Source organism: Brevibacterium metallidurans, assembly GCF_037101285.1.
Classification (GTDB): domain Bacteria; phylum Actinomycetota; class Actinomycetes; order Actinomycetales; family Brevibacteriaceae; genus Brevibacterium; species Brevibacterium metallidurans.
In genome coordinates this window covers 1-26,706 of sequence record NZ_BAAAAF010000009.1, presented here as the reverse complement: position 1 = coordinate 26,706, position 26,706 = coordinate 1, and the positions used below count along the sequence as shown (strand labels likewise).

General features: G+C 68.2%; 26 protein-coding genes and 1 rRNA gene. 10 read left to right on the top strand and 17 right to left on the bottom strand.

All coding sequences use genetic code 11. The features are described from left to right. Positions 1-624: 624 nt before the first annotated feature. The 5 genes from putP to purU all read right to left on the bottom strand — a co-directional run bounded on the left by putP (position 625) and on the right by purU (position 7,635). Positions 625-2,145 carry a sodium/proline symporter PutP gene (gene putP / locus AACX88_RS11675; protein ID WP_339393189.1) on the bottom strand — a complete coding sequence of 507 codons (1,521 nt, stop codon included), beginning with the start codon at positions 2,143-2,145 and terminating at the stop codon, positions 625-627. A gap of 143 nt (positions 2,146-2,288) precedes the next feature. Then, positions 2,289-4,631: a nitroreductase family protein gene (locus AACX88_RS11670; protein ID WP_339393188.1), complete on the bottom strand. Its 2,343-nt coding sequence runs from the start codon at positions 4,629-4,631 to the stop codon at positions 2,289-2,291. Continuing rightward, entirely contained in the window at positions 4,628-5,050 is a 423-nt protein-coding gene (locus AACX88_RS11665; protein WP_339393187.1) for a hypothetical protein, read from the bottom strand. Before AACX88_RS11665 ends, AACX88_RS11670 begins: the two co-directional genes overlap by 4 nt. Beyond that, positions 5,037-6,698 (bottom strand): phenylacetate--CoA ligase family protein, encoded by a 1,662-nt coding sequence (locus AACX88_RS11660; RefSeq protein WP_339393186.1) that lies wholly within the window; start codon positions 6,696-6,698, stop codon positions 5,037-5,039. Before AACX88_RS11660 ends, AACX88_RS11665 begins: the two co-directional genes overlap by 14 nt. A gap of 85 nt (positions 6,699-6,783) precedes the next feature. After that, on the bottom strand, positions 6,784-7,635 hold the full coding sequence (gene purU / locus AACX88_RS11655; RefSeq protein WP_339393185.1) for a formyltetrahydrofolate deformylase: 852 nt from the start codon (positions 7,633-7,635) through the stop codon (positions 6,784-6,786). A gap of 159 nt (positions 7,636-7,794) precedes the next feature. Between purU and glyA the strand changes: the two genes are divergently transcribed. Next, on the top strand, positions 7,795-9,069 hold the full coding sequence (gene glyA, locus AACX88_RS11650) for a serine hydroxymethyltransferase (RefSeq protein ID WP_339393183.1): 1,275 nt from the start codon (positions 7,795-7,797) through the stop codon (positions 9,067-9,069). Then, on the top strand, positions 9,069-9,950 hold the full coding sequence (locus AACX88_RS11645) for a bifunctional methylenetetrahydrofolate dehydrogenase/methenyltetrahydrofolate cyclohydrolase (RefSeq protein ID WP_339393182.1): 882 nt from the start codon (positions 9,069-9,071) through the stop codon (positions 9,948-9,950). Before glyA ends, AACX88_RS11645 begins: the two co-directional genes overlap by 1 nt. A 57-nt stretch (positions 9,951-10,007) precedes the next feature. Here the strand turns inward: AACX88_RS11645 and AACX88_RS11640 are convergent, their stop codons facing one another. Next, complete coding sequence (locus tag AACX88_RS11640) at positions 10,008-10,940, bottom strand: LysR substrate-binding domain-containing protein (protein WP_339393181.1); 933 nt, start codon at positions 10,938-10,940, stop codon at positions 10,008-10,010. A 72-nt stretch (positions 10,941-11,012) separates the two neighbouring features. Here AACX88_RS11640 and AACX88_RS11635 point away from each other — a divergent pair, with 72 nt between their 5' ends. Further along, entirely contained in the window at positions 11,013-11,681 is a 669-nt protein-coding gene (locus tag AACX88_RS11635; protein ID WP_339393180.1) for a LysE family transporter, read from the top strand. 63 nt (positions 11,682-11,744) lie between these two features. Here AACX88_RS11635 and AACX88_RS11630 read toward each other — a convergent pair whose 3' ends face one another. Next, positions 11,745-12,230: a GNAT family N-acetyltransferase gene (locus AACX88_RS11630; RefSeq protein WP_339393179.1), complete on the bottom strand. Its 486-nt coding sequence runs from the start codon at positions 12,228-12,230 to the stop codon at positions 11,745-11,747. Between the two features lie 85 nt (positions 12,231-12,315). Here AACX88_RS11630 and AACX88_RS11625 point away from each other — a divergent pair, with 85 nt between their 5' ends. Further along, positions 12,316-13,128: an exodeoxyribonuclease III gene (locus AACX88_RS11625; protein ID WP_339393178.1), complete on the top strand. Its 813-nt coding sequence runs from the start codon at positions 12,316-12,318 to the stop codon at positions 13,126-13,128. Between the two features lie 85 nt (positions 13,129-13,213). On the opposite strand, the gene AACX88_RS11620 is transcribed toward AACX88_RS11625, so the two are convergent. The 4 genes from AACX88_RS11620 to AACX88_RS11605 are packed head-to-tail and all read right to left on the bottom strand — an operon-like array spanning position 13,214 to position 16,430. Beyond that, positions 13,214-13,537, bottom strand: a complete 324-nt coding sequence (locus AACX88_RS11620; RefSeq protein WP_339393226.1) for a DMT family transporter — start codon at positions 13,535-13,537, stop codon at positions 13,214-13,216. Next, on the bottom strand, positions 13,537-13,917 hold the full coding sequence (locus AACX88_RS11615) for a DMT family transporter (protein WP_339393177.1): 381 nt from the start codon (positions 13,915-13,917) through the stop codon (positions 13,537-13,539). The genes AACX88_RS11620 and AACX88_RS11615 overlap by 1 nt, the downstream gene beginning before the upstream one ends. A gap of 57 nt (positions 13,918-13,974) precedes the next feature. Then, positions 13,975-14,214 (bottom strand): CstA-like transporter-associated (seleno)protein, encoded by a 240-nt coding sequence (locus AACX88_RS11610; RefSeq protein WP_339393176.1) that lies wholly within the window; start codon positions 14,212-14,214, stop codon positions 13,975-13,977. Beyond that, complete coding sequence (locus AACX88_RS11605) at positions 14,211-16,430, bottom strand: carbon starvation CstA family protein (RefSeq protein WP_339393175.1); 2,220 nt, start codon at positions 16,428-16,430, stop codon at positions 14,211-14,213. The genes AACX88_RS11610 and AACX88_RS11605 overlap by 4 nt, the downstream gene beginning before the upstream one ends. A gap of 222 nt (positions 16,431-16,652) precedes the next feature. On the opposite strand from AACX88_RS11605, the gene trpS reads away from it, so the two are divergent. Both trpS and AACX88_RS11595 read left to right on the top strand, forming a co-directional pair. Beyond that, complete coding sequence (gene trpS, locus AACX88_RS11600; protein ID WP_339393174.1) at positions 16,653-17,651, top strand: tryptophan--tRNA ligase; 999 nt, start codon at positions 16,653-16,655, stop codon at positions 17,649-17,651. Between the two features lie 11 nt (positions 17,652-17,662). Continuing rightward, positions 17,663-18,712 (top strand): App1 family protein, encoded by a 1,050-nt coding sequence (locus AACX88_RS11595; protein WP_339393173.1) that lies wholly within the window; start codon positions 17,663-17,665, stop codon positions 18,710-18,712. Here AACX88_RS11595 and AACX88_RS11590 read toward each other — a convergent pair. Continuing rightward, positions 18,696-19,658 carry a DMT family transporter gene (locus AACX88_RS11590; protein ID WP_339393172.1) on the bottom strand — a complete coding sequence of 321 codons (963 nt, stop codon included), beginning with the start codon at positions 19,656-19,658 and terminating at the stop codon, positions 18,696-18,698. The two genes, AACX88_RS11595 and AACX88_RS11590, sit on opposite strands and share 17 nt — an antisense overlap. A 65-nt stretch (positions 19,659-19,723) precedes the next feature. Here AACX88_RS11590 and AACX88_RS11585 point away from each other — a divergent pair, with 65 nt between their 5' ends. After that, on the top strand, positions 19,724-20,479 hold the full coding sequence (locus AACX88_RS11585) for an ArsR/SmtB family transcription factor (protein WP_339393171.1): 756 nt from the start codon (positions 19,724-19,726) through the stop codon (positions 20,477-20,479). Positions 20,480-20,500: 21 nt separating this feature from the next. Here the strand turns inward: AACX88_RS11585 and AACX88_RS11580 are convergent, their stop codons facing one another. Further along, positions 20,501-21,508 (bottom strand): NAD(P)H-dependent flavin oxidoreductase, encoded by a 1,008-nt coding sequence (locus AACX88_RS11580; RefSeq protein WP_339393170.1) that lies wholly within the window; start codon positions 21,506-21,508, stop codon positions 20,501-20,503. 61 nt (positions 21,509-21,569) lie between these two features. Between AACX88_RS11580 and AACX88_RS11575 the strand changes: the two genes are divergently transcribed. Continuing rightward, positions 21,570-21,788: a hypothetical protein gene (locus AACX88_RS11575; protein ID WP_339393169.1), complete on the top strand. Its 219-nt coding sequence runs from the start codon at positions 21,570-21,572 to the stop codon at positions 21,786-21,788. On the opposite strand, the gene AACX88_RS11570 is transcribed toward AACX88_RS11575, so the two are convergent. The 4 genes from AACX88_RS11570 to AACX88_RS11555 all read right to left on the bottom strand — a co-directional run bounded on the left by AACX88_RS11570 (position 21,728) and on the right by AACX88_RS11555 (position 25,382). Next, positions 21,728-22,504, bottom strand: coding sequence for an enoyl-CoA hydratase (locus AACX88_RS11570; RefSeq protein ID WP_339393168.1), 777 nt, complete (start codon positions 22,502-22,504; stop codon positions 21,728-21,730). The genes AACX88_RS11575 and AACX88_RS11570 overlap by 61 nt on opposite strands. Beyond that, positions 22,501-23,541, bottom strand: coding sequence for an enoyl-CoA hydratase/isomerase family protein (locus AACX88_RS11565; protein ID WP_339393167.1), 1,041 nt, complete (start codon positions 23,539-23,541; stop codon positions 22,501-22,503). The genes AACX88_RS11570 and AACX88_RS11565 overlap by 4 nt, the downstream gene beginning before the upstream one ends. 1 nt (position 23,542) lies before the next feature. After that, on the bottom strand, positions 23,543-24,709 hold the full coding sequence (locus AACX88_RS11560) for an acyl-CoA dehydrogenase family protein (protein ID WP_339393166.1): 1,167 nt from the start codon (positions 24,707-24,709) through the stop codon (positions 23,543-23,545). Positions 24,710-24,878: 169 nt separating this feature from the next. Beyond that, complete coding sequence (locus tag AACX88_RS11555) at positions 24,879-25,382, bottom strand: MarR family winged helix-turn-helix transcriptional regulator (RefSeq protein ID WP_339393165.1); 504 nt, start codon at positions 25,380-25,382, stop codon at positions 24,879-24,881. Between the two features lie 34 nt (positions 25,383-25,416). Here AACX88_RS11555 and AACX88_RS11550 point away from each other — a divergent pair, with 34 nt between their 5' ends. Together AACX88_RS11550 and AACX88_RS11545 are read left to right on the top strand one after the other, a co-directional pair. Continuing rightward, positions 25,417-26,109, top strand: a complete 693-nt coding sequence (locus AACX88_RS11550) for an SOS response-associated peptidase (protein ID WP_339393164.1) — start codon at positions 25,417-25,419, stop codon at positions 26,107-26,109. Between the two features lie 501 nt (positions 26,110-26,610). After that, positions 26,611-26,706 (top strand): 16S ribosomal RNA (locus tag AACX88_RS11545); the annotation flags it as partial.

Below are 26,706 nucleotides of genomic sequence, written 5' to 3'. Positions count from 1 at the left end.
GCGAAAGGGGCTCCGCCAGACCGTGCTCGATCCACGCCTGGCTGGGTTTCCGCGGGTTCGACGAACCGGCCCTCTCTCGATCCACGCGGGGTACGAAATCCGCGTCGCCAGGGACGCGGATCTCCGCGCAACTGTGGATCGAGCAGGGGGAGGGCGAGACCTCGTCCGTTCCACGCATGGCCGTGCTCGATCCACGCGTGGCCGGGTTTCCGCGGGTTCGACGAACCGCGCCGTACTCGATCCACGCGGGGCTCGATTTCCGCGTCGCGCCCGACGCGGATTTCCGCGCAACTGTGGATCGAGCAGGGGGAGGGCGAGACGTCGTCCGTTCCACGCATGGCCGGGCTTGATCCACGCGGGGCTGGGTTTCCGCGGGTTCGACGAACCGCGCTGTACTCGATCCACGCGAGGCTTGAATTCCGCGTCGCCCGGGACGCGGATTTCCGTGCAGCTGTGGATCGAGCGAAAGGGGCTCCTCCAGACCGTACTCGATCCACGCGTGGCCCGGTTTCCGCGGGTTCGCCGAACCGCGCCGTACTCGGTTTCCGCGGGGTCGGGAAGAGAAGCGGCCCGCCACCCCGGTGAGGGGGAGGCGGGCCGATCAGTTCGGGAGCGCCGAGGTGATCACCTGACCTTCGAGAGCTCCACGCCTTCGTCGAACTCGGCGTCGATCTCCGGGTTCGGCTTGTAGGTGGCGAGGCTGACGACGATCGCGACGATGAGGTTGATCGCGAAGCCGGGGATGATCTCGTAGATCGAATCGGTCAGCTGCGTGTTGAGCTGACCCCACACGAAGGCGACGACGGCGCCGGAGATCAGCCCGAAGAGCGCGCCCCAGTTCGTCAGCTTCTTCCAGAACAGGGTGAGCAGGACGATCGGTCCGAACGAGGCGCCGAAGCCCGCCCACGCGAAGGCGACGAGGTCGAGGATGCTGTTCGACGGCGAGACCGCGAGCAGCACCGCGATGACGGCGACGACGAGGACGCCGAGGCGGCCGAGGAGCACATAGGTCTTGTCCGCGAGCGTCCGCGTCGACCCGGCCCGCTTCGCGACGATCTTGAAGAGGTCCTCGACGAGCGCCGAGGAGGTGACGACGAGCTGCGAGGAGATCGTCGACATGATCGCGGCGAGCACCGCGGCGAGCACGAGACCGGCGATGAAGGGGTGGAAGAGGATCTGCGCGAGGTCGAGGAAGACCGTCTCCGGGTCCGTGGGCGCCTGATCCTTGTGCTGGGAGAAGTACGAGATGCCGACGATGGCCGTGGCGATCGCGCCGGCCGCCGAGATCGCCATCCAGCCCACGCCGATGCGCCTGGCGACGGTGGCGTCGGCCGGGGTGCGCAGCGCCATGAAGCGGACGATGATGTGGGGCTGACCGAAGTAGCCGAGCCCCCACGCGAGCGAGGAGATGACCGCGAGGTAGGTGCCGCCGGCCCAGAACGGACCGGAGCCGAAGAGGCTGAGCAGGCTCGGGTCGATGTCGCGGACGTTGGCGATGACCTCGGCCGGGCCCCCGGCGTTGATGACGGCGACGATGGGCACAGCGATGAGGGCGGCGAACATGAGCAGACCCTGCGCGACGTCGGTCAGGGTCGCGCCGAGGAAGCCGCCGAAGAGCGTGTAGACCATGGTGATCGCTGCGACGATGAGCATGCCCGCGAGGTAGTTGAGGCCGAAGCTCGACTCGAAGAACTTGCCGGCCGCGACCATGCCGGAGGAGACGTAGAAGGTGAAGAACACGAGGATGATGAGCCCGCAGACGATGCGCAGCAGATGCGTGCGGTCCTGGAGACGCTGTTCGAAGAAGCTGGGGATGGTGATCGAGTCACCCGCGGTCTCCGTGAACGCGCGCAGCCGGGGGGCGACGAACTTCCAGTTCACCCAGGCCCCGACGGTCAGACCGATCGCGATCCACGCCTCGACGAGGCCGGAGAGGTAGATGGCGCCGGGCAGGCCCATGAGCAGCCAGCCCGACATGTCGGAGGCGCCGGCGCTCAGCGCTGCGACGCTCGGTCGCAGACCGCGGCCCGCGAGCATGTAATCGTCGAGGTTGTCCTTGGTCTTCCGGTACGCGAACCAGCCGATCGCGAGCATCCCCGCGAAGTAGAGGATGATGGCGATGGTGCGGAACGTTGTCTCCGACATGATGTTTCGTCTCCTTTGATCAGCACCGGAGACTTTACAGTAAAGCAAGCGCAAGGTGTGAATACCTTGGGAGAACCGTTAGAACACTGGAATGAAGTCACGATCGTGCCGTATAGCGGGTGACCTCGGTCCGGTGATCGGCCTCAGGTCCTCCGCCGAGGTGAGCGGGGCACCCGTGTCGTCGACCGACCCACCGAGAACGTCGCAAGCGGACGCCGATGCTCACCCTCGCCGAGGTGGTCGCGGAGGAGCGCGTGCGTGTCCGGGCAGTCCTTGATCTCCGAATGGACGTCGACACGCAGACCTGCCCGATCGAGCAGCAGCCACGTGCGCAGCAGTGCGCGACCGAGGTCGAGTTCACGGGCGGCGTCGGGCTCCCCGGTCTCGGTGACGGCGAGGACGAGATGGTGTGGCGCCCCGGTGGGCAGGTCCGCGTCAGCAGTGTCGGGGCCCGGTCGCATGCGGTGCAGCCATCCTGCCGGTGCCAGTGCCGCCGAGAGCACTCGGGCGATGCCGGGTCGCAGACGTCTGCGGTTGAGCAGGGCGGCAGCACGAGCCGCCGCGGGAGGGATCCGCAGGCATTCGGCATTGAGGCCGTCCTCCCGATAGGCAGGATCGGCCGGGTCGAAGCGCAGCCAGTCCAGAGTCTCGGCGAAGACCGGCGCGGTCGACAGCGACCAGTGCTCGGCCGCCCGGAGCAGCCCTGTCCACCTGCCGTCGGGGATCTCGACGAGTCGGGCACCGGAGGCCGCGAGTGCCGTGTTCGCCGTCTTCAGAGCGTCGGCGAACGCGGTCTCGTCTCGGGCCAGCGGCCCGCGGTCGACCTGCCGGTGCTCGAGATCGGCGACCGTGAACTGAGGCTGCCCGGGTGAACCTCGGCCCGCCTCCAGTCGGCCCACGTGCAGTCCGACCCGGAGATCCGGCCCCCAGCCGTCGACGGCAGCGACCTCGACGGTCAGTCCCTCCTCGGCGGCGGCGATCGAGAGCGCCTCGACCCAGCAGCCGAGCGAGAGGTGGAGGTCCTCGGACCGTGGGTCGCCGACGGGCAGGGTGCGGTCGGGGTCGACGGTGAGGACCACCTCGGCGCGGGCGGCATCCTCGGCGATCACGGTGACAGTGGGCACCCACGGCTGAGTGTTGTGGGCCGAGGGCGCCCGCCCAGCCGTTCGGAAAAGGGAGGCGAGGCGCTCGGTGTCGACGGTCACCGGTGAGGCCTGTGCCACCGGACCACCTGCCGTCGTTCGCGCCACCGGAGCACCTGCCGTCGTCTGGGCGGGCGCGGGCTCGTCCTCGCCGAGGCGGCGGTCGAGGAAGCACAATCCGTGCAGCGGTGTGCCCCCGGCCTTTGAGAAGACCGCAGCCGAGGCTGGGTTGTCCTCGGCGATGAACGTCACCCGCAGCCGCCGGTAGCCTCCCGCCGCGAGCGCCGAGTACACCTCGCGGGTGACCAGCGAGAGCAGACCCTGGCCTTGGAAGCGCGGCTCCGTGCCCTGGATGATGAGCACCGCGTCGCGCAGCCGTGACCGGTGGCGCAGGAGATCCCCGATCGCCGCAGGCCCGAGGCGGCCGCCGTGACGGCGCAGCACCGGCACGGGATCGGGGATGACGAGGGCGAAGCAGCGGGTGGGAGCGTCGTCGTCCTCATCGGCGCCGACGACGTCGACGATGAGGGACGGATCGGCCAGTGCCGAGAGTCCTGCCATCTGCGCGTGCAGCTGCGCGGGGGAGATCTGCGTGAAGTAGGGCAGGGCGGCGAAGGAGGAGTTGAGCGTCGGCAGCAGACGGGCGGCGAAGGCCCGCATGCGCAGCCGGGACACGGGACGGCGGCGCAGACCCCGTTCGGCCCATTCGGCAGGGCTGACCGCGGTCGCGCGGGCGTGGGGGATCCGGTCGACGCGCACCTCCCACGTCTGCGCCGGACCCCACGGTGAGAAGCCGGCGTCGGCGAAGCCGCTGGCGACGAACGCCGGGTTCCACGCAGTGTCGAAGAACCCGGGGTGCTCGAAGCCCGCCGTGACGAGGCCGCCGGTGACATTGGGCAGAGGGGAGACCGGACCGAAGACCCGGGTGGCGCCGAGCGCTTGGGCCCGGGAGAGGATGAGGGCGATGATCTCCTCGAGCACAGAGCCGTCGAGGGCTTCGAGAGCACCGAAGAAGAGAGTCTGCGGTGCCTGCGCTCCCGGACCGTCGCACAGCCGCTCGGCGAGGAGACGCGAACGGTGGCACATCACCCGGCCCACGGCCGCACCGGAGTCGTCGGTGAGGAGCCAGAGTTCGACCTCCTCGGCGAACCAGCCGGACCCCGAGGACCAGTCGGCGATGTCGGAGGCGAAGAGGGGAACGACCTGGTCGGACTCCCCGCGGAGGTCTGCGATGCGGGCGGTGAGGCGGATGAAGTCACGCAGTTCGGGCTTCGTCGTGACCCGGTAAGTCCTCAGGCGCGCCCGGGAGGTCGGATCCTCGGGACGCGCCTCCTGCCCGCTCACTCCTCGCTCGTCGGGGTGAAGTTCTCGATCATGCCCAGCCGGCCGTCCTCGGCGCGGAACTCGCCGTTCGTGTATCCCCACTCGTCGGCGGTGAGGATGCGGATGAACCCGCCGCGGGCCGGGGAGGACTCACCGTCACCAATGAGCCAGCGCATGATCGTCACGTGTTCGGGGGTGCGGGCGAAGCGCATGAGGTCGTCGCGGGTGGCGAAGGCGACGAAGAGGCCGATCCGGTCGGGGAACTCAAAGTAGCTGCGATGCCACAGGTATCCGGGTGCCCGGCGCAGCGCCTTGGCCAGCGGCGGCCAGCGGCGCAGCTGGCCGAGCATGTGGAGGGGAGACCGGTAGCGGTTGGCGCCGAGGAAGTACGCGCCGGCCTGAGCCTGCGGCGGGGCGAGTGAGAAGTCATTCGATCGCATGGGTCTCCTCTTTCGATGCGGCGGGATCCGACGGTGCGGCGGTCTCTGACGGTGCGGCGGGTCTGGTCTGGAGGTAGACGTTCTTGATCTTCGTCGACGCCTCGGCGAAGGGCCCGGTCCCGAAGTCGTGGACTTCGATCTCGAGTTCCGCGGTCGTCGGATCCTCCTTCATGCTCTGCGCGAAGTCACGCGAGACCGAGGCGAGGTGGCCGAGCACCCCGGCCCGGATCGTCTCGGCGAGCTCGGCCCGGTCGGCGTCGTCGAGCGCCGGCGCGGTCTCGCGCAGCTGGATGTGCAGGGCCGGCCGGTGCTCGTGGTCGGGGAGTTCGCGCAGCTCGATCCGGAAGGACTCGATGAGGTGGGCGCGCGGGTTGTCCCGGTAGAGGCCGTTCTCGATGTCGAGGGGGTAGATGTTCGCGCCCATGTACGAGATCGTCGAATCGGCGCGTCCGAAGAGGAGGACGAAGGGCAGCTTCATCCCGTTGCCGGCGAACGCCCGGGAGCACTCGCGGGCCAGCTCCGGATGCCGGCGGGTGAGGCCGACCATCGTCGGGAAGTCGATGAGCTTCGCCTCGTCGCCGATGTTGTAGCGCAGCCGGGGGCTCATCACCGCGGCCGAGTTGATCGTCGCGACGAGCTCGCCGTCCTCGGTCGTCTCGAGGTACGTCTCGAGCGGGTTGTACTGGAAGACCATGGGCACACGGGACTCGTCGGGTCCGAGCACCTCGGCGCGGAAGTCGAGATCATGAGCGAGCGCCCGGCGGATGACGACGGAGAGGTCGGACTCCCCGGCCATGCCGATCGTCAGGTCGGAGGCTCCGTAGCCGGAGTAGACCCGGTCGAAGCGCTGCTCGAGGTAGTCGCGCAGACCCTCCGTCATCGCCTCCCCGCCGACGAAGCCGTTGAGCCGGTAGTCGTCCCACACCCCGGGCTCTGAGTCCATGCGGTCGACGAGGTGTTTGAGGAACGGGGGATAGGCGCTGATGAGGTACGTGTGGCCGGGTCCGAAATGACGCATCGTGTCGAGGATCTTCTCGAGGTCGGGTCCGGTGTTCTTGACCATCGCGACCTTCGCCATCGCCAGGCCCGTGTTCGTCCCCGTCGCCCATGCGCCCATCGAGAAGGCGTTGATGCAGAAGAGGTCGGCGTCGCCGAAGAGCATCGTCACGTAGCCGGCGACGTTCTTGTGGACGGTGTCGAGCTCCCGCTTCGAGCGCATCCAGTTGAACGGGGTGCCCGAGGAGCCCGAGGATTCGTCGACGACCGTGCCGACGCGGTCGATCCGCCCGCCCCAGCAGCGGTGCTCCTCCGAGTACTTCCGGACGAAGTCGTCCTTCGACGTCGGCGTGTACGCCTCCAAGTCCCACCACGTGAACGTGTAGCCGGTGCGGGCGAGGTAGTCCTGGTAGGCGGGGACGTCGAGGGAGGCCTGCTGGCAGATCATCCACGCGTTCAGCCGGGCGAAGGGTTCGAGCTTCGGTGAGTAGCGGCGGGCCGTGAAGCGCCAGATCGCCGGGTGCATCCGGTAGGTGCCGTAGGCGGCGGTGAGCCCGAGGTTCGCGGTGCGCAGCAGCGCCTGCCGGGCGAGGTTGATGGGTCCGCGCGGGATCGGCAGGCGGCGCAGGCCTGTGGGCTGAGTCTCACTCATAGTGCGACAGTAGCCCAGCCTCGGCCCGGGCGTGAGAGTTCTGCGGGTTTTGTGCCAGAACCGCATCAGAGCGCCGAGGTGGTTGTCAGTCGAAGACGACCGTGCGGTGGCCGTCCATGAGGACCCGGCCCTCGGCGTGCCAGCGCACGGCCCGGGCGAGCACCGCGGCCTCGACGTCCTGTCCTTGGGCGACGTAGTCGGCGGTGCTGTGGTTGTGATCGACCCGGATCGTGTCCTGTTCGATGATCGGACCCTCGTCGAGGTCGGAGGTGACGTAGTGGGCGGTGGCTCCGATGATCTTCACACCCCGGGCGTGGGCCTGATGGTAAGGGCGGGCGCCCTTGAAGCTCGGGAGGAACGAATGGTGGATGTTGATGACCCGACCTTCGAGGGCCGCGCAGAGGTCGGGGGAGAGGATCTGCATGTAGCGGGCGAGGACGATGAGCTCGACGTCCAAGTCGGTGACCAGCGAACGCAGCTGCGCCTCGGCGGTCTCCTTCGTCTCCGGGGTGATGGGGATGTGGTGGAAGTCGTGGCCGTGGAACTCCGCGAGCGGCCGCAACACCTCGTGGTTGCCCGCCACCCCGACGATGTCGATGGGCAGGCGGCCGGTGCTCTGCTGGAAGAGCAGCGTGTTGAGGCAGTGCGCGGCCGTCGAGACGAGGACGAGGGTGCGTGTGCGGGACTCAGCGGGCTGGAGGCGCAGCTCGATGGCGAACCGGTCGACCGCCTCGGCGAGGGAGGAGCCGAGGTCGTCCGGGCCCACCGAATCCGGGGCGGTGAGTTCGAGGCGGAGGAAGAACTGGTGCGAATCGGGCGAGGAGAACTGCTGGGATCCGGTGATGTTCGCCCCGATCCCGGCCAGCGCGCCGGTCACGGCGTAGACGATTCCGGTCGCATCGGGGCAGGTCACTGACAGTATCCAGTCTCGGGTCATGACCGCGATCCTAGCGGGGTGGGCCCGCAGCGCCCCACCGGTGTCCGGGATCCGGCAGGCGGGCGGCCTGCCTCGACCCTGGACAACGCTGTTAGCATTGCCTCGGAATGCGCGTGGGCTGGATCCGCGCCGCCGGTCCTCGACGCCACAGGAGTGCACATGTCCGACACCTCGCTGCAGGCTTCGCTTGCAGACATCGACCCGCAGATCGCCGAAGTCCTCGACCTCGAGTTGGGCAGGCAGCGTTCGACGCTGGAGATGATCGCCTCGGAGAACTTCGTTCCCCGTGCGGTCCTCGAAGCGCAGGGGTCGGTGCTGACGAACAAGTACGCGGAAGGGTACCCGGGCAAGCGCTACTACGGCGGCTGCGAGTTCGTCGACATCGCCGAGAACCTGGCGATCGACCGGGCCAAGAGCCTCTTCGGCGCCGAGTACGCGAACGTCCAGCCGCACTCGGGCGCCTCGGCCAATGCCGCGGTCATGCATGCGCTCGCCCGCGCCGGGGACAAGATGCTCGGGCTCTCGCTCGCCCACGGCGGTCACCTCACCCACGGGATGAAGATCAACTTCTCCGGCCGTCTCTACGACGTCGCCTCCTACGAGGTGGACCCTGATTCGTACCGCATCGACATGGATCAGGTGCGTGAGCGGGCGCTGACGCACCGTCCCGAGGTCATCGTCGCCGGCTGGTCGGCCTACCCGCGTCAGCTCGACTTCCAGGCCTTCCGCGAGATCGCCGACGAGGTCGGGGCGAAGCTGTGGGTCGACATGGCCCACTTCGCCGGTCTCGTCGCCGCCGGCCTCCACCCCAACCCGGTTCCGTTCGCCGACGTCGTCTCCTCGACGGTGCACAAGACGATCGGCGGCCCCCGGTCGGGCTTCATCCTCGGCAAGGAGGAGTACGCGAAGAAGCTCAACTCCGCGGTCTTCCCCGGTCAGCAGGGCGGCCCGCTCATGCATGTCATCGCGGCGAAGGCCGTGGCGTTCAAGCTCGCGGCCACCGCGGAGTTCAAGGACCGTCAGGAGCGCACCCTGCGCGGTGCGCAGATCCTGGCCGGCCGTCTCCTCGAAGCCGATGTCGCCGAGGCGGGAGCCACCGTGCTCACCGGCGGCACCGACGTCCACCTCGTCCTCGTCGACCTGCGCAACTCCGCCCTCGACGGACAGCAGGCCGAGGACCTCCTCCACGAGGTCGGCATCACCGTCAACCGCAACGCCGTGCCCTTCGACCCGCGCCCGCCCATGGTCACCTCGGGTCTGCGCATCGGCACCCCGGCGCTGGCGACCCGCGGCTTCGGCGACACCGAGTTCACCGAGGTCGCCGATGTCATCGCCGAGGCGCTCAAGCCGGGTGCGAACGTCGAGGCCCTCGCCGCTCGGGTGAAGAAGCTCAGCGACGACTTCCCGCTCTACGAAGGGCTGGAGCAGTACTGATGAGCGCACAGATCCTCGACGGCCGGGCTGCGGCTGCGGCGATGAAGGACGAGATGCGCGCCCAGGTGGCTGATCTCGCCTCCCGGGGGATCGTGCCGGGCCTCGGCACCGTCCTCGTCGGTGACGATCCCGGGTCGAAGTGGTACGTCGCCGGCAAGCACCGCGACTGCGCCGAGGTGGGGATCGAGTCGATCCGCCGCGACCTGCCCGAATCGGTGACGCAGGACGAGCTCGAAGCGGTCATCGACGAGCTCAACGCCGACGATGCGTGCACCGGCTACATCGTGCAGCTGCCGCTGCCGAAGCATATCGACACCGATGCGATCCTCGAGCGGATCGATCCGGCCAAGGACGCCGACGGGCTCCACCCGACGAACCTCGGCCGGCTTATGCTCAACGTCAACCGACCGATCACGACGCCTCTGCCGTGCACCCCGCGCGGGGTCATCGAGCTCATGCTGCGCAACGGCATCGAGTTGGACGGCAAGCATGTCGTCGTCATCGGCCGCGGGGTCACTGTCGGCCGGTCGATCGGCTCCCTGCTCACGCGCCGGGAGTACAACGCGACGGTCACCCTCACCCACACGGGCACGACGAACCTGCCCGAGCTGCTGCGGCAGGCCGATGTCATCGTCGCCGCCGCCGGTGCCCCGCGCATCGTGCGGCCCGAGGACGTCAAACCGGGTGCGATCGTCCTCGACGTCGGCGTCTCCCGGGAGGAGGACCCGGAGACGGGGAAGTCGAGGATCGTCGGCGACGTCGATCCCGGTGTCGCCGAGGTGGCCGCCTGGATCTCACCCAACCCCGGCGGGGTGGGTCCGATGACCCGGGCGCTGCTGCTGCGCAACGTCGTCGATACCGCACAGCGCTCCGCCCAGTGACACGCTGATCGGCAACGCTCAACGGCCCGGTCACACTGACCGGGCCGCGGTCGTCGGTCAGTCCACCATCGCGCCGGTGAGGATCCTGCCCTGCTCCTGCAGGGCCGCGAGTCCGGCGGCGATGACGGGATGGTCGGCGCTGCCGCGGCGGACGTAGGCGCGCAGAAGCCGATGGGGCACGGCAGGGGTGTCGGGCCACGTCACCGGGACCCTCGACACGGCGGCGCCGGCAGGCAGTGCAACGGTGCGTGGGAACAGGGCGATGCCGTGGCCGCCGCCGACGAGCGCCGCGACCGCCGACCAGTCGAGGGCGTCATGGCGCACTCGCGGGCGGAAGCCCGCCTGCGCGCAGAGCTCGGCGAACACCACCTGCTGGTCCCGGATGTCACCGGCCCCGATCCACGTCTCCTCGGCAAGCTCCGCAAGTCCGACGGACATCGCCCCGGCACGGGGATGGTCGGCGCTGACGAGGACGTCGAGCGGATCGACGAGGAGGTCGTGCGCCTCGCCGATCGGCTCCTCTGCCGCCGCGAGCGGGTGAGAGCCCGTGACGGTCACGACAATGTCGGTCTCCGCGTCCGCGAGCATCCGGAATCGGTCCCGGGCCGCGTCCTCGCCGATCTCCACAGTGACCCGCGGAGACTGGTCGCGGAGTCGGTCGACGGCGGGGCAGATGAGGGAGACGATCGCCGAGGCGACCCCGGAGATGCGGAGCCGCGCGCCCTCGTCCTCTCGCAGGCCCGCAAGGTCCGAGAGCGTGCGCTCCCACTCAGCATCGAGCGCCGCGGCGTGGGAGAGGACGATCTCCGCCGCCTCGGTGAGTCGGACGTTGCGGCCGACGGGTTCGACGAGTTCGGCGCCGACGAGGCGGGAGAGCTGCTTGAGGTGCTGGGACACCGTCGACGGGGTTATATGGAGGACGGCCGCGGCGGCAGTCACGGTCCCGGCCCCGCGGACAGCTCGGAGGGTGCGCAGACGCGGATCGATCATAGTCGAACACTACACAATGACTTCGGAATTCTTCGATAGACGCGAACGGTTCGGGTGCGTCATCGTGATCGTATGTGGCAGGCATTCGGACTCGGACTCTGGGCCGGCTACGGACTGGCGATTCCCGTCGGTGCCGTCGCCGTCCTTCTCATCCACCGCAGCGCGACCTCGACGCCGGGGCGCGGACTCGCAGCGGTCCTCGGGGCCGTGAGCGCCGATGCGCTCTACGCCGTGGCCGCGGTCCTCGGCGGAGCGGCCGCCGCCCGTGTCATCGCACCGTGGCAGGGAGCGGTCACCGTCGTCGGTGCCGGTGTCCTCCTCGTCATGGCCGCTCGCATCGCGATCGACGCCTTCGGTCGAGCACCGAGACAGGGGACCGGCGCCGGCCACCGGCGGGAAGAGGCTCACGCCGAGGCGGCACCCGAGTCCTCATCCCGGCAGGCCCTCCTCTGGCGGGAGGCGCTCCTCTTCTTCTTCCTCACCGCGCTCAACCCGTGGCCGCTGCTCTACTTCGCCTCGGTCGTCGTCTCCGGGGGACTGCTCGACACGGGCACGGGATCCGAGGCCGTCGCGCTCCTCGTCGGCATCGTCCTCGCCTCGGCCTCATGGCACTGCGTGCTCGTGATCATCGGCCGCAGCGCCGGGCGCAGGCTCCTGTCCGGGCAGGGGCGCCGCATCACAGCGATCGTCTCCGCGGTGATCATCACCGCTCTGGCGCTGCGTCTGCTCGCCTCGGTGTGAGCGATGACGACGGCCCGGTCACCTAGAGGTGACCGGGCCGTTTCCGTGTCGGAGCCGGGAGGCTCAGTCCTGGTCGAGCTTGAGTTCGAAGAACACGCGCGGGTTGCCGGGACCGGCGTAGTCCTCGACGAGTTCCCCGCTGAAGCCCATCGACGAGTGGAACGAGATCGCCCCGGTCTGCTCCGGCATCGTCGTCGCCTGCACGGAGTCGCCGCCGAGCTTGCGGACGTGGTCGATGAAATCGCGGTAGAGCTCACGGCCGATGCCGAGGTGACGGAAGTCCGAGCGGGCCGCGACGAGGTGGATGTAGGCGGGGCCCTGCGCCGGGATCTCGCCGAGCAGGTAGCCGACGATGTCCGAGCGGAAACGGGCGACGAGGCCGGAGGCGACGAACTGGCGGAACCAGTAGGCGTCGTGGTCGGCGCGCAGGTCGCGGTCTCCCCAGAAGTTCTCCTGTGCACTGAGCAGGAACTCGCGCATCTCCCGGGCGTCGACCTCGTCGAGCGGACTGATGCTCAGCTCTTCCAGGTCGAATTTCTCATCAGCCATTGCGCCTCCTCAGGTGCTTCGTTCTTGCTCTCACTCTATAACGCTCAGGCGCGGAAGAGTACTTCGCTCTGCCATGATAGTGGACATGATCCGCATAGCCTCAGTCAACGTCAACGGAGTCCGCGCAGCCTGGCGAAAGGGGATGCCCACCTGGGTCGATGCCTCTGCGCCCGACTTCATCACCCTCCAGGAGGTCAGGGCCGCGAACGACATCGCGCTCGGTGTCCTCGAGGGTGCCGGGTACACGACGATCAGCCACGACGCCGAGGCGAAGGGCCGGGCCGGGGTCGCCGTCATGGCCAAGGCGCAGCCGGTGGCGTCCCGGGAGGGCATCGGCGACGACGGCTACTTCGACCGGGCGGGCCGGTGGCTCGAGACGGACTTCCGCCTCGGCGACGACAGCGTGCTCACGCTCGTCTCCGCCTACGTCCACTCGGGCGAGGCGGGCACCCCGAAGCAGGATGACAAGTACCGGTTCCTCGACCGGATGATCGAACGCATGCCGCAGCTCGCGGAGACCTCCGACCATGTCCTCATCACCGGCGACCTCAACGTCTGCCACACCGAACGCGACCTGAAGAACTGGAAGGCGAACCGGAAGAAGGCCGGCTTCCTGCCCGAGGAGCGGGCGTACTTCGACCGGTTCTTCGGCGAGGTCGGCTACGTCGACGTCCACCGGCAGCTGGCCGGCGACGTCGACGGACCGTACACGTGGTGGTCGATGCGCGGGCAGGCCTTCGACAACGACGCCGGGTGGCGCATCGACTACCAGATGGCCACACCCGCTTTCGCTGCGGCAGCCACGGCCGCGAGCGTCGACCGCGCAGCCAGCTGGGGCGAACGCTGGTCGGACCATGCCCCGCTCGTCATCGACTACGAGGTCCCCGCCCCGCAGTGAGGCCGCAGGCGACCGGGTTGTGCGTTCGCCGTGCGCGGCGTCTCATTGCAGTGCCCCGGTGCACAGCGCCTCAGGGCACAGGGCCTCAGTGCGCGGCGCCGAGTTCGATGAGGAGGACGCCTGCGATGATGAGCGCGATGCCCGCGACCATCGTGCGGGTCAGCCGCTCCCGGAAGAGGACCCGCCCGGCAAGCGCGGTGAGCGCCACCCCGGTGGCCGCCCAGATCCCGTAGGCCACCCCGAGCGGGAAGCCGGTGCGCAGGGTGAGGCTGAGCAGGCTGAAGGAGACGATGTAGCCGGCCGCGACACCCGCGTACCACTTCTTCGAGCCTCCGACTGAGGCCATGCGCAGGCAGATGGTCGCTAAGACCTCGAGGAGGATCGCGCCGATGAGGAGGAGCCAGCCGATCATGCCTCACCCTCCTCCCGCCGAGGCGGCAGCTCGATCTGCGCGGCCGTGTCCTTCCCGCTGCTGCGGTGACCGAGTTCGACGAGGACGACCCCGGCCATGATCGCCAGAATCCCGACGGTCATGACCGGGGTGATCGTCTCACCGAAGAGCAGCGCCGAGGCGGCGGCGGTGAGCGCGACCCCGGCCGCACCCCAGATGCCGTAGGCGATGCCCAGCGGCATCCCGGATCTCAGGGTGAGGCTGAGGAACACGAACGCACACGCGTACCCGAGTCCCATGAGCACGTAGAGCCACGGCTGCGTCAGTGCCGCTTTCATCGACAGCGTCCCTGTCACCTCGGCGAGGATCGCCCCCGCCAGAAACACCCATGTCCGCATGCCCCCATCTTCGACGATGGGGGCAGGGGGCGGCAATCCGTCTCAGCGGCGGGCGTCTCAGCAGCAGCGGACCTTCGGGTTGCGGTCCTGCTCGTCGGTGAGGTCGCGCCAGAACTCCTTCTCACCCATCGCGCCCTCGGTGGTGCCGTGGCGGCGCTCGTAGGACTCGAGGTAGTGTATGTAGGCGTTCTCGCCCATGATCTCCTTGAGATACCACAGCAGCCAGGCCCCGCCTCGGCGCAGAGACCCCCACGGATCCTTCACCAGGCGGGACAGCGGTGCGAGGGTCTCGCTCATGATCGCCTCGGTCCTGAGCGCTCGTCCCACTGAGCCTGGACCTCGCGCTCGGCCTTACGGGCGATGAGACCGGCCGGGGCGAAGAGTTTCGACTCGGTGAACGGCTCCTCGCTCGTGGGCATCGAGCCCTTGCGGATGGCTTCGATCGACTTCCACATCGCCATGATGACGACCATGGCGACGAGGGCGGCGAAGATGATCGACAGGGTGCCCTGGACGAAGGTGTTGCGCACGACCGCGCTCATCGCCTCGACGCCCTGCGTGTTGCCCACCGAGGTCTCCCCGGCGGCGAGGGCGTCACGGTAGGTGAAGTGCTGGGCCCAGTAGCCGAGCTTCGGATCGGAGGAGAAGATCTTCTGCCACGACGCCGTCATCGTCACCACGAGGTCCCAGGCCAGGGGGATGCCGGGGATCCACGCATAGCGGGCAAGACCCATCTTGCACACGATCGCGAAGATCACGGCCAGGGCGATCGCGGCGAGCAGCTGGTTGGAGATGCCGAAGAGCGGGAACAGGGTGTTGATGCCGCCGAGCGGATCGGTGACGCCCATGAGCAGGATCGACCCCCACGCTCCGACCATGATCGCCGTCGTCAGCCATGCGCCCGGCGTCCACGAGGGATCGCGGAAGCGCTTGGAGAAGTTGCCGAGGGCGTCGCTGAGCATGAAGCGGGCGACCCGGGTGCCGGCGTCGATCGTGGTGAGGATGAAGAGCGCTTCGAACATCACCGCGAAGTGGTACCAGAACGACATCCACGCCGGACCCCCGAAGACGCTGTGGAGGATCTGGGCCATGCCCATCGCGAGCGTCGGGGCGCCGCCGGTGCGGGAGACGATGCTCTCCTCACCGACGTTCTCAGCCGCCTGCTGGAGGAACTCCGGGGAGGTCTGGACCCCGGACATGCCGAGGGAGTTGTTGATGAAGTCCGCGGCCCCCTGGACGGTGCCTCCGGTCAGCGGCTCGGCGGCGTTCATCGCGAAGTAGAGGCCCTTGTCGAGGCAGATCGCTGCGACGAGCGCCATGATCGCGACGAAGGACTCCATGAGCATGCCGCCGTAGCCGATGAGGCGGGCCTGCGATTCCTTCTCGATGAGCTTCGGGGTCGTGCCCGAGGAGATGAGCGCGTGGAAGCCGGAGAGCGCACCGCAGGCGATCGTGATGAAGAGGAACGGGAAGAGGGCACCGGCGAACGCCGGACCTGCGGTGTTGAAGGCGAATTCGGTGAACGCCGGCATCTGCACGGTCGGGTTGACGATGAGGATGCCCACGGCTAGGAGGACGATGGTGCCGATCTTCATGAACGTCGAGAGGTAGTCGCGCGGGGCGAGCAGCACCCACACGGGCAGGACCGCGGCGAGGAAGCCGTAGATCATCAGGCACCATGCGAGCGTGACCTTGTCGAGGGTGAAGAGCTCCGACCAGTAGGCCGAGGAGTTGACCCAGCCGCCGGCGACGATCGCCGCGACGAGGAGGACGATGCCGATGACCGAGGTCTCGACGACCTTGCCGGGGCGCAGGTAGCGCATGTAGACGCCCATGAAGATCGCGATCGGGATCGTCATGGCGATCGAGAAGACGCCCCACGGGCTCTCGGCGAGCGCGTTGATGATGACGACGCCGAGGACGGCGATGAGGATGACCATGATGAGGATGATGCCGATCGAGGCGATGATGCCGCCGGTGCGGCCGAGCTCGTCACGGGTCATCTGCCCCAGGGACCGGCCGTTGCGCCGCATCGAGAAGAAGAGCACGAGGTAGTCCTGGACGCCGCCGGCGAGGATGACGCCGAAGACGATCCACAGGGTGCCGGGCAGGTAGCCCATCTGCGCGGCGAGGATCGGGCCGACGAGCGGGCCGGCACCGGAGATCGCCGCGAAGTGGTGACCGAAGAGCACCCGACGATCCGTCGGGGCGAAGTCGCGGCCGTTGTCGTTGAGCTCGGCCGGGGTGGCCCGCCTCGGGTCGGGGCGGGCGATCTTCCATTCGATGAACTTCGCGTAGAAGCGGAAGGCGATGAGGTAGCTGCCGACCGCGGCGGCGACGAACCAGCTCGCCGACATCTGCTCGCCGCGGACGAAGGCGACCATCGTCCACCCGGCGCCGGCGATGAGGGCGATGGCCACCCACAGCACGATCTTGGCCGGCGTCCAGCGCGGCCGCTCCACCACCGCGACGGGCGGCAGATCCTCTTCGGTTCTCACGTACTCGACCGACACTGAGTCCTCCTCGTTGAGCTGGGTGCGATGATGACCCTCCGACCCGGGGACGGTGCCCGTCTGCCGGTCTGACCTCCCACAACATGTGAGCAGCCTTGGCGAATCATGTGTTCTGCATCGTAACTATACTCGCCGAGGTGTGCGCAAGCTCACGTGCCCAGGGTCCTTGCCGCGATGGCTGCACGGGCTCGGGCCGCGGGCCGAAGATGGCATCATTGAGCTATGACCTCGACTTCTCTGCCTCGCACTGTGTCCGGAATCCAGGCCACCTCGGATTCCCTCCATCTCGGCAACTACATCGGGGCGCTGCAGCAGTTCGTCACGCACCAGGAGTCCCACGACGCGTTCTACTTCATCGCGAACATGCACGCGATCACGGTCGAGCAGGATCCGCACGAGCTGCGGGAGCGCACTCTGCGCACCGCCGCCCAGTTCATCGCCGCCGGACTCGACCCGGAGAAGTCGACGATCTTCGTCCAGTCGCAGGTCCCCGCCCACCCCCGCCTGAGCTGGGTGCTCGAATGCACGACCTCGATGGGCGAGGCCACCCGGATGACGCAGTTCAAGGACAAGTCGGCCAAACAGGGCCACGTCTCCCTCGGCCTGCTCACGTACCCGGCGCTCATGGCCGCCGACATCCTCCTCTACAACCCGCAGATGGTCCCCGTCGGCGAGGACCAGCGCCAGCACCTCGAACTCACCCGCAACCTCGCCGAGCGGTTCAACCACCGGTTCGGGCAGACCTTCGTCGTCCCCGAAGCGCAGATCCTGAAGACGACGGCGAAGATCTACGACCTGCAGAACCCCGAGGCGAAGATGTCGAAGTCCCTGCCCAGCCCGGCCGGACGCATCGACCTCCTCGACGAACCGAAGGCGCTGACGAAGAAGATCAAGTCCGCCGTCACCGACGACGGCACGGAGATCCGCTACGACCCCGAGGAGAAGCCGGGGGTCTCGAACCTGCTCACCGTCTACTCGTCCCTGACCGGGCGGCCCATCGACGACATCGTCGCCGACTACGAGGGGAAGATGTACGGCCACCTCAAGGTCGACCTCGCCGAGGTGGTCGTCGAGACGCTCGCCCCGATCCGCGAACGCACCCTCGAACTCCTCGAGGACCGGGCACAGCTGCAGGCGATCCTCGACCGTGCCGCGGAGAAGGCGAACGGCATCGCCGAGGTGACACTGCGCGAAGTCTATGACAAGGTCGGTTTCATCTGAAAGGAGCTTCTGTGACGAAGAGGAAGCCTGACGAGGGACCGCTCAACCTCACTCCGGACATGCTGCACACCGCGGCCCGGCTCGAGGACCGCTTCAACGGCTGGATCCAGAATCGGGCGACCGATCACAGCTACCAGCGCACCGTGCTCGCCTACGACACGTACGGCGGCACCGACTGGGTGCGCGTGCTCGCCCGGCTCGTGCTCACCCCGGACGGCCATCCTTCGGCCGACGCGCAGTCGAGCGTGCGGGGGTGGCGTTCGTTCGTCAGCGTGCCGCTGCCCAACGACACCGCCTGGGTGCGCATCAACGACGAAGAGCACATGGTCACCTCCGACCGGGGCGGCATCATCGACACCGTCATCCCCGGCGACTTCACCCCCGGTGAGACGGAGATCGAGCTGTGGACCGACGGTTCGCTCGTCGATTCGGCGGCGGTGCGGATCATCGGGGAGGATTCGACCTTCGGGATCATCTCCGACATCGACGACACGGTCATGGTCACCTCCCTGCCCAGGCCCTTCCTCGCCGCATGGAACACTTTCGTCCTCTCCGAGCACGCCCGTTCCCCGGTGGCCGGCATGTCGGTCCTCTACGACCGGATCACCTACATGCGGCCGAACACCCCGATCCTCTACCTCTCCACGGGGGCGTGGAACTCCGCGATCACGCTCAAGCGGTTCCTCTCCCGCAACCTCTATCCCATCGGTCCGCTCCTGCTCACCGATTGGGGTCCGACGACGACGCGGGTGTTCCGGTCGGGCAAGGAGCACAAGCGCAACAGCTTGGAGCGCCTGGCCCGGGACTTCCCGTGGATGAAGTGGCTGCTCATCGGCGATGACGGTCAGAACGACGAGGAGATCTACGGCGAGTTCGTCGAGAACCACCCGAACAACGTCGCCGCCGTCGCGATCCGCCAGCTCACCGTCGGCGAGGCCGTGTGGGCAGGTGGTCGCTCGAAGCGCCACGGCCGCGGCCAGGGAGTGCCGTGGATCTACGCACCCGACGGCGCGGGCCTGGCCTCCCGGCTGACCGAGCGCGGGATCATCTCGACGGTCTGAGGTCCTTCTCCGGCGGACTGCCCTGCGGGACGAGGACGACGAGTCCCACCCCGACGAGGGTGAGCACCGTGCCCGTCCACTGGACGAAGCTCAGCCGCTCCCCGAAGAGCAGCGCCGCCTCGAGCGCGGCCAGGGGAGGGGCGCCGAGGACGAGCGCGGAGACGTAGCTCGCCGAGCGCACCCGCACGAGGTGGACCATGATGAGCATCGCGACGACCGAGATGCCGAGCACCGACCAGACGAGGCCTGCGACGAACGCCGGTCCGAAGTCCGCACCCGCCTCATCGGCGAGCATCGCCGCGACGAAGGCCACCCCGGCGGCGCCGAGCGACTGCCACGCGAGCGTCGGCAGCAGGGGATGAGCGGCCACGTGCTTCTGCGCGATCGTGCCCAGGCTCAGACACGTCACCGCGGTGAACGCGAGAAGGACGTGGGCGACAGAGACGTCACCGGTCGTGCCCACCAGCCCGGGAACGAGGACGAAGGCGATGCCGATGAGGGAGACGCCGACGCCGAGGAGGACCGAGCGGTTCGGGCCGCGGCGGACGAGCAGGGCGGTGAGCACAAGCGTGAGCACCGGCTGCCACCCGCCGACGAGCGCCATGATCCCGGCCGGGAAGCCGTCGACGACGGCGAAGTAGGACAGGCACAGGTACGCGCCGTTGACCAGGGCGCCGATGAGCAGCATCGTCCACACCGTCCGGACGCCGGCTCCGGGCTCGGTCGTCGACTCCCCGACGAGAGCTGCCGCCGGCTTCCACAGGCGCGCCCGGTGGGGGAGACGGGTGACGACGATGCGCAGTCCCACGCAGGCCAGACCGAGGATGATCGCGGCGCCGAGGAAGCGGCAGAAGAGAAAAGTCTGCGGGGCGTCGCCGATCGCCCGGGCGACGATGAACCCGGTCGACCAGATGAGGACGAAGACGAGTGAGGCGATGATCTGCATGCTCGAAGCCTAGGGCGAGAACACTTCGGCCCTGACCGAAGTGTCAGCGGCGTAGACTGCCGGTCATGAGCACAACACGGACCGTGCCCGTCGTGGTCCCGCCGTTCTGGGAGCTCGCGAAGCTGCTGGCCGATCCGACGCGGGCAAAGGCACTCGACCTCCTCCTCGACCGGTCCCGCACCCCCGTGTCCTATCTGGCCGGCTACTGCGGAGTGAGCGCGCAGACGATGACGGGACATCTCGCGGTGCTGCGGGACGCCGGCTGGGTCACGGTGCGCCGCAGCGGCCGCTACCGCTACGTCGAGATCGAGCCGAGCGTGCACGCCGACATCGCCGCCGTCATCGAGCACCTCGGCGCGCTCTGCGCCCCACCGGAGGCGTCGTCGCTGAACAGCCACCGCGAACTCGCCGCACTCCCCCGGGCCCGCACCTGCTACGACCATCTGGCCGGTCGCCTCGGCGTCGACCTCCTCCGCGTGCTCATCGACCGCAGGGGAATCGAATGCGAGGACATCGACCCGGACGACCCCGACCGCGTCACCGGCGCCGACTGTCCGCTGCACCTGACACCCGAGGTCGACGACGTCGTCGCGGAGATGTTCGGCAGCCGGTTCGAGCTGCCGCCTGGGCGCGGGCGCGGCATCGGGGCGTGCATGGACTGGTCGCAGCGCGAGATCCACGCCTCGGGCCGGTTCGGGCGGAGCCTGCTCACGGTCGTCGAAGGCCTGGGGCTCGTGCGACGACGCCCAGCCGGACGATCCTTGGAGATCACCCCGCTGGGCGTCGAGAGATTCTCAGGCCTCGGCATCGACTGCACGTAGGCGCAGGCCAGGGCGTCGAGGTCAGAGTGCGGCGGCCGGAGCAGACCGGGTGCGCGCGACCCTGGCCTCGAGCTGTCGCTGCGCTGCGTCGTATTCGGCGACGAGAGAGTCGACGAGCTCGGCGGTCGAGCGCTGGAGGCCGAGCGCCCCGATGCCCTGACCCGAACCCCAGATGTCCTTCCACGCCTTCGCGCTCGTTCCCGACTCCGGGTCGGTGCCGAAGTCCATCTTCGTCGGATCGGCCTCGGGCAGGTCGTCGGGGTCGAGGCCGGCGGCGACGATCGACCCGCGCAGGTAGTTGCCCTTGACCCCGGTGAAGTAGTTCGAGTAGACGACGTCGTCGGCGGCGGAGTCGACGATCATCTGCCGATACGCGTCGACGACGTTGGCCTCATGGGTCGAGAGGAACGCGGAACCGACGTAGGCGAAGTCCGCTCCGGCCGCGAGCGCGGCGAGGATCGACTGCCCGTGGGCGATGGCCCCGGAGAGCAGCAGCGGGCCGTCGAACCAGCTGCGGATCTCCTGGGTCAGGGCGAAGGGGGAGAGGGCTCCCGCATGGCCGCCGGCACCGGCGGCGACGGCGATGATGCCGTCGGCGCCCTTGTCGATCGCCTTGTGGGCGAAGCGATTGTTGATGACGTCGTGGAGGACGACCCCGCCGTAGGAGTGCACGGCCTCGTTGACCTCCTCCCGGGCGCCGAGGGAGGTGATGACGATGGGCACCTCATGGCGGACGACCTCGGCGAGGTCGGCCTCGAGACGGTTGTTCGAGCGGTGGACGATGAGGTTCGCGGCGAACGGCGCGGCGGGCCGGTCGGGGTGGGCGGCGGTCCAGTTCGCGTTCGACTCCGTGATCTCGTCGAACCAGTCGGCCAGCTGCGCTGCCGGGCGCGCGTTGAGCGTGGGGAAGGCGCCGATGATGCCGGACTGGCATTGGGCGGTGACGAGCTCCGGGCCCGATGCGATGAACATCGGGGAGCCGACGACGGGGAGCCGCAGGCGCAGATCGAGCGTCTCGAACAGGTTCACAATGCCTCCTTGGATGAGCGAACAGCACCACTCTAACTGAACGAATGTTAAATTGCGGCGCGTGTCCGGGAACTGCTCGGATCGCGGACGGTCGACGACCGGGACGCCGACGGCTGCAGGCGCCGACGGCTGCAGCCGCCGACGGCAGCGGGCGCCGACGGCAACGGGCGCGGACGAGATCGCTCTCGTCCGCGCCCGCAGCGCCGTTGTCGGCCTCGGTCACGAGTCCGTGAAGTTCGGCTCCCGCTTCTCGACGAAGGCGGCCATGCCCTCGGTCTGATCGTTCGTCGCGAGGACTGAGTGGAAGAGGCGGCGTTCGTAGCGCAGTCCCTGCTCGAGGGTGGTCTCGAAGGCGACGTTGATCGCCTCCTTGACCATCGCCGAGGCGATGAGCGACTTCGCGGCGATCGTCGCGGCGATCTCGTTCGCCGTGGTGAGCAGGTCCTCGGGGGCCACGACCCGGGCAACGAGACCCGACCGTTCGGCCTCCTCGGCGTCCATCATCCGCCCGGTCAGGCACATGTCCATGGCCTTCGCTTTGCCCACGGCACGGGTGAGACGCTGGGATCCGCCCATGCCCGGAAGCACGCCGAGGTTGATCTCCGGCTGGCCGAACTTCGCTGTGGTCGCGGCGATGAGGATGTCGCCCATCATCGCGAGTTCGCAGCCGCCGCCGAGGGCGTACCCGCCGACAGCGGTGATGACCGGTTTGCGGACGTTCGTCAGCCGCTCCCAGCCGGCGAACCAGTCCGCCCGGTACGCGGTCGCGAAGTCGAGGTCGGCCATCTCCTTGATGTCGGCGCCCGCGGCGAAGGCCTTCTCGCTGCCGGTGATGATGATCGCGCGCACCGCGTCGTCGGCGTCGAAGGCGGTCGCCGCATCGGTGATGTCGGTGAGCACCTGGAGGTTGAGCGCGTTGAGGGCCTTCGGGCGGTCGATCGTGATCGTCGCGACCCCGTCGGCCGTGTTTGTCAGGATCGTGGCAAAGTCGCTCATGAGAACACCTTCTCTGTCTGTTCGGCGGTGAGGATCCCTGCGACGGTGGCGGCATCGACCGCCTCGAGCGTCGCAGGCGACCACTGGGGGTTGCGGTCCTTGTCGATGACCTGGGCGCGGATGCCCTCCTTGAGGTCGGGGCGCCCGGTCATCTCGACGGCGATGCGGTAGTCCTGCTCGAGCACCTCCGGCAGGGTCTTCGTCGCGGCGCTGCGCAGGGCCGCCAGGGTCACCTTCACCGAGGTGGGAGCCTTGGTGAGGATGAGCTCGGCGGCGGCGTTGGCCTCGGGACTGTCATGGGCGGCCAGGGCTGCGACGATCGCCTCGGCGTCGTCGCCCCGGTAGCACTCGTCGATCCAGGCGGCCGCCTCGGCGAGTTCGTTCTCCGGGGGCTCAGCCGCGTAGCGGGCGATGACGGTCTCGAGGTCGCCGCCGGACTCGAGGTCGGTGATGAGGTCGGCGATGTCGTCCTCGGGCACATAGTGGTCGGCCAGGCCCAGGGCGATGGCCGCTCCCGGTCCGACCGCGGTGCCGGTGAGCGCAAGATGGGTGCCCAGTTCGCCGGGGGCGCGGGCGAGCAGGTAGGTGCCGCCGACGTCGGGGAAGAGGCCGATGCCGGTCTCGGGCATGCCGACCTTCGTCGAATCCGTGACGATGCGGTGGGAGCCATGGGCGGAGATGCCCACACCGCCGCCCATCGTGATCCCGTTCATGACGACGACGTAGGGCTTCGGGTATTCGGCGATCGCCGCATTCATCCGGTACTCGCGGTTCCAGAACCGCGCGTTCTCGTCGCTGCCGTCGACGATGTCGGTGTAGACCGCCTTGATGTCGCCGCCGGCACACAGACCACGGTCGCCGCGGCCGGTGACGAGGACGAAGGCGACCCCGTCATCGTCGTACCAGCCGCGCAGGGCGTCGTCGATGCCTGCGACCATGTCGAGGCTGAGCGCGTTGATCAGCTTCGGCCGGTTGAGTTCGATCCGCCCGAGACCACCCGCGTCCGAGGTGAGGATGGTCGAGGTGTCTGTCGTCATATCAGCCCACTCCTGTGCTCTTGCGCGAGATGATCACGCGCATGATCTCATTGGTGCCTTCCAGAATCTGGTGGACCCGCAGGTCACGGACCAGCTTCTCAATCCCATACTCTGTCAGATACCCGTAGCCGCCGTGGAGCTGGAGGGCGCGATTGGCGACGTCGAAGCCGGAGTCGGTGGCGGTGAGCTTGGCCATCGCCGAGAGCAGCGAGGTGTTCGGATCGCCTGCATCGTAGGCGTTCGCGGCACGCCACAGCAGCGAGCGGGCCGCCTCGAGCTTCGTCTGCATCTCGGCGACCTCGAAGCGCAGGGCCTGGAAACCGGTGAGCTCGGTGCCGAAGGCCTGGCGCTCGCCCATGTACTCGATCGCCTTCTCCAGGGCCGACTGTCCGCCGCCGAGCGAGCACGCCCCGATGTTGAGGCGACCGCCGTCGAGGCCGGACATCGCGATCTTGAAGCCCTGCCCGGGTTCGCCGAGCAGGTTCTCCTTCGGCACCCGGACGTTCTCCATGATCACCTGGCGCGTGGGCTGGGCCCGCCAGCCCATCTTCTGCTCGTTGGCACCGAAGCTCAGACCGTCCATGCCCTTCTCGAGGATGAAGGCGGAGATGCCGCGGGCGCCCTCCTGGCCGGTGCGGGCCATGACGAGGTAGGTGTCGGTCGAACCGGCGCCGGAGATGAACTGCTTGACGCCGTTGAGGACGAAGTGGTCGCCGTCCTCGCGGGCCGTGGTGCGCAGCGCCCCGGCATCGGAGCCGGCGTTGGGCTCGGTGAGGCAGTAGCTGCCGAGGTGCTCCATCGAGACGAGGGGGAGGAGGTACTTCTCCCGCTGCTCCTCGTTGCCGTACTTGTCGATCATCCACGCGACCATGTTGTGGATGGAGATGTAGGCGGCCACCGAGGGGCAGCCTGTCGACATCGCCTCGAAGATGAGGGCGGCGTCCATCCGGCCCATCCCGGTGCCCCCGGACTCCTCGCGGACGTAGATGCCGCCCATGCCGAGTTCGGCGCTCTTGCGGATGACGTCGATGGGGAAGTGGTGCTGCTGGTCCCATTCGAGGGCGTGAGGCGCGATCTCGGTGTCGGCGAAGTCGCGGACCATCGCCGAGACGGTCTGCTGCTCCTCGGTGAGGCCGAACGGCAGGGCGGTCGCTGTGCTGCGGGACATGGTTCCTCCAGGCGGGTGGGCGTGGGAATGCACGTGGTCGAGGTGACGGTGGTCACCGTTGGCTCCAGGATACGGAGAATTTACTTGGACGTCCAACTAAATGGGCGATCGGGCCGTTAGGGGAGATCCGGGAGGTGTGTCGGCGAGGTCGGTCGTCCGCCTCGGCGCGTTAGGGGCGTGGCTCGAGGCTGGTGCGCAGCGCTTCGAGGTGGGGGAGGAGTTCGCCGAGGTCGGTGCCGGCGAAGGCGGGAGAGGTGAAGACCTCGTCGTTGAGCGCCGAGGTGGCTCTGGCGGCGAGCTCCCGGCCTGCGTCGGTGAGATCGACGAGTGTCGTGCGGCGATCGTCGGGGTGGCTGCGGCGCTGCACGAGGCCCGCCTTCTCTAGGCGATCGACGGAGTTCGTCGTCGAGGTCGCATGGACTTGGAGGCGCGCGGAGATCTTCGACATCGGCAGGGTGCCGGCGCGCGTGAAGGAGAGGAGGGTGAGGACCTCGTAGCGGGAGAAGGTGAGGGAGAACGGCTTGAGCGCAGAATCGACCATCGCGAGGAAGAGCTGGTGGACGCGCATGACCGAGATGACCGTATTCATGCCGTCGGTCGCCTCATCCCACCCGTGGGCCAGCCACTGCTTCCGAGACTCAACGATGGGATCGACCGCGCTCTTCTCCGCCATTGTCGACAGTGTAGTGAAGTGAGAGGATTGGCGCATGTGCGGCCGACTCAACCTGTCATCCGATCCGGCGGACCTCGCCGATGAGCTCCGACTCGACGTCGTCTCCTACGACTTCACGCCGCGCTACAACGTGCCCCCGGGGGCCGACGTCCCGATCGTCGTCGAGCGCCTCAACGAGGCAGGCGAGTTGACCAGAAGGCTCGAGACCGCGCACTGGGGACTCGTGCCTTCGTGGGCGAAGGATCCGAAGATCGGCTTCAAGGCCTTCAACGCACGCTCCGAGACCGTGCTGGAGAAGCCGATGTTCCGGCAGGCGATCCGGCGCCGGCGCGCTGCCCTGCCGATCCCCGGCTACTACGAGTGGGAGGTCACCGAGGACGGCAAGCAGCCGTGGATGATGTCGGCGGCCGGGCAGGGACCGCTGTTCATGGCCGGTGTCTTCGAGTTCTGGAAGCAGCCCGACGAGCAGTGGCTCGTCTCGACCTCGATCCTCACGATGGCATCGGCGGGACATCTGCGCGAGGTCCACGACCGGATGCCCGTGTTCCTCTCCCGTGAACACATCGACGAGTGGACCGATCCCGCACTGGCCACCGCCGAGGTGCCTCAGCTGCTGTCGGCAACGCTTGATCAGGTCGATCCGGCGTCGGTGACGAAGCACAGAGTGGGCAGGGCCGTGGGCAATGTCCGCAACGATTCCCCTCAGCTCGCCGAACCGGTGGCCTGAGCTTCGCCCGGTACAGGGCGGTAAAGGCCTGTCGCCTGCACGGACAGTCGGTCTCGAGGGTTCGGCGGACTGGTGACGGAGGTCACGTGCCTACGGGCTTGTTCGACTGGTTCGACTTGGTGTAGAGTAGATCGAGCTGCCGGCCCCTCGGGGAGGCGGCGAACGCTTCAGATGGATACGGATCCGGGTGACGTGGAGATGAACTCCGGGTTGCACGCATCGGAAAGACACTGTAGAGTAGACATCCGCTGGTACGGCGGGCCGCAAGGCGAAAAGTGCAAATCTGTGGATGCCCCCACCGAGTGCATGACTTCTGGTTGTGTGTGGTGTGGGTGTGTGTTTGTGGTTTGAGAATCCAATAGCGTGTTTGTTTGAACAATGTGATGCCAGAAATTTTTTCTGGTAAGACAACCAAAAACCCACGACCCTTGGTGGTTGTGGTGGGGTCGCTGTCCACCCCCGTGGATAGTTGACTGTCTTGCCGGGATCATCGAAATATTTTTTATGGAGAGTTTGATCCTGGCTCAGGACGAACGCTGGCTGCGTGCTTAACACATGCAAGTCGAACGCTGAAGCCCCAGCTTGCTGGGGTGGATG

Bases quoted from the DNA above. Each gene is read 5' to 3' on its own strand.
- putP (WP_339393189.1), bottom strand. From the start codon at position 2,145: ATGTCGGAGACAACGTTCCGCACCATCGCCATCATCCTCTACTTCGCG.
- AACX88_RS11665 (WP_339393187.1), bottom strand. From the start codon at position 5,050: ATGCGATCGAATGACTTCTCACTCGCCCCGCCGCAGGCTCAGGCCGGC.
- AACX88_RS11660 (WP_339393186.1), bottom strand. From the start codon at position 6,698: ATGAGTGAGACTCAGCCCACAGGCCTGCGCCGCCTGCCGATCCCGCGC.
- purU (WP_339393185.1), bottom strand. From the start codon at position 7,635: ATGACCCGAGACTGGATACTGTCAGTGACCTGCCCCGATGCGACCGGA.
- glyA (WP_339393183.1), top strand. From the start codon at position 7,795: ATGTCCGACACCTCGCTGCAGGCTTCGCTTGCAGACATCGACCCGCAG.
- AACX88_RS11645 (WP_339393182.1), top strand. From the start codon at position 9,069: ATGAGCGCACAGATCCTCGACGGCCGGGCTGCGGCTGCGGCGATGAAG.
- AACX88_RS11640 (WP_339393181.1), bottom strand. From the start codon at position 10,940: ATGATCGATCCGCGTCTGCGCACCCTCCGAGCTGTCCGCGGGGCCGGG.
- AACX88_RS11635 (WP_339393180.1), top strand. From the start codon at position 11,013: ATGTGGCAGGCATTCGGACTCGGACTCTGGGCCGGCTACGGACTGGCG.
- AACX88_RS11630 (WP_339393179.1), bottom strand. From the start codon at position 12,230: ATGGCTGATGAGAAATTCGACCTGGAAGAGCTGAGCATCAGTCCGCTC.
- AACX88_RS11625 (WP_339393178.1), top strand. From the start codon at position 12,316: ATGATCCGCATAGCCTCAGTCAACGTCAACGGAGTCCGCGCAGCCTGG.
- AACX88_RS11615 (WP_339393177.1), bottom strand. From the start codon at position 13,917: ATGCGGACATGGGTGTTTCTGGCGGGGGCGATCCTCGCCGAGGTGACA.
- AACX88_RS11610 (WP_339393176.1), bottom strand. From the start codon at position 14,214: ATGAGCGAGACCCTCGCACCGCTGTCCCGCCTGGTGAAGGATCCGTGG.
- trpS (WP_339393174.1), top strand. From the start codon at position 16,653: ATGACCTCGACTTCTCTGCCTCGCACTGTGTCCGGAATCCAGGCCACC.
- AACX88_RS11590 (WP_339393172.1), bottom strand. From the start codon at position 19,658: ATGCAGATCATCGCCTCACTCGTCTTCGTCCTCATCTGGTCGACCGGG.
- AACX88_RS11585 (WP_339393171.1), top strand. From the start codon at position 19,724: ATGAGCACAACACGGACCGTGCCCGTCGTGGTCCCGCCGTTCTGGGAG.
- AACX88_RS11570 (WP_339393168.1), bottom strand. From the start codon at position 22,504: ATGAGCGACTTTGCCACGATCCTGACAAACACGGCCGACGGGGTCGCG.
- AACX88_RS11565 (WP_339393167.1), bottom strand. From the start codon at position 23,541: ATGACGACAGACACCTCGACCATCCTCACCTCGGACGCGGGTGGTCTC.
- AACX88_RS11560 (WP_339393166.1), bottom strand. From the start codon at position 24,709: ATGTCCCGCAGCACAGCGACCGCCCTGCCGTTCGGCCTCACCGAGGAG.
- AACX88_RS11555 (WP_339393165.1), bottom strand. From the start codon at position 25,382: ATGGCGGAGAAGAGCGCGGTCGATCCCATCGTTGAGTCTCGGAAGCAG.
- AACX88_RS11550 (WP_339393164.1), top strand. From the start codon at position 25,417: ATGTGCGGCCGACTCAACCTGTCATCCGATCCGGCGGACCTCGCCGAT.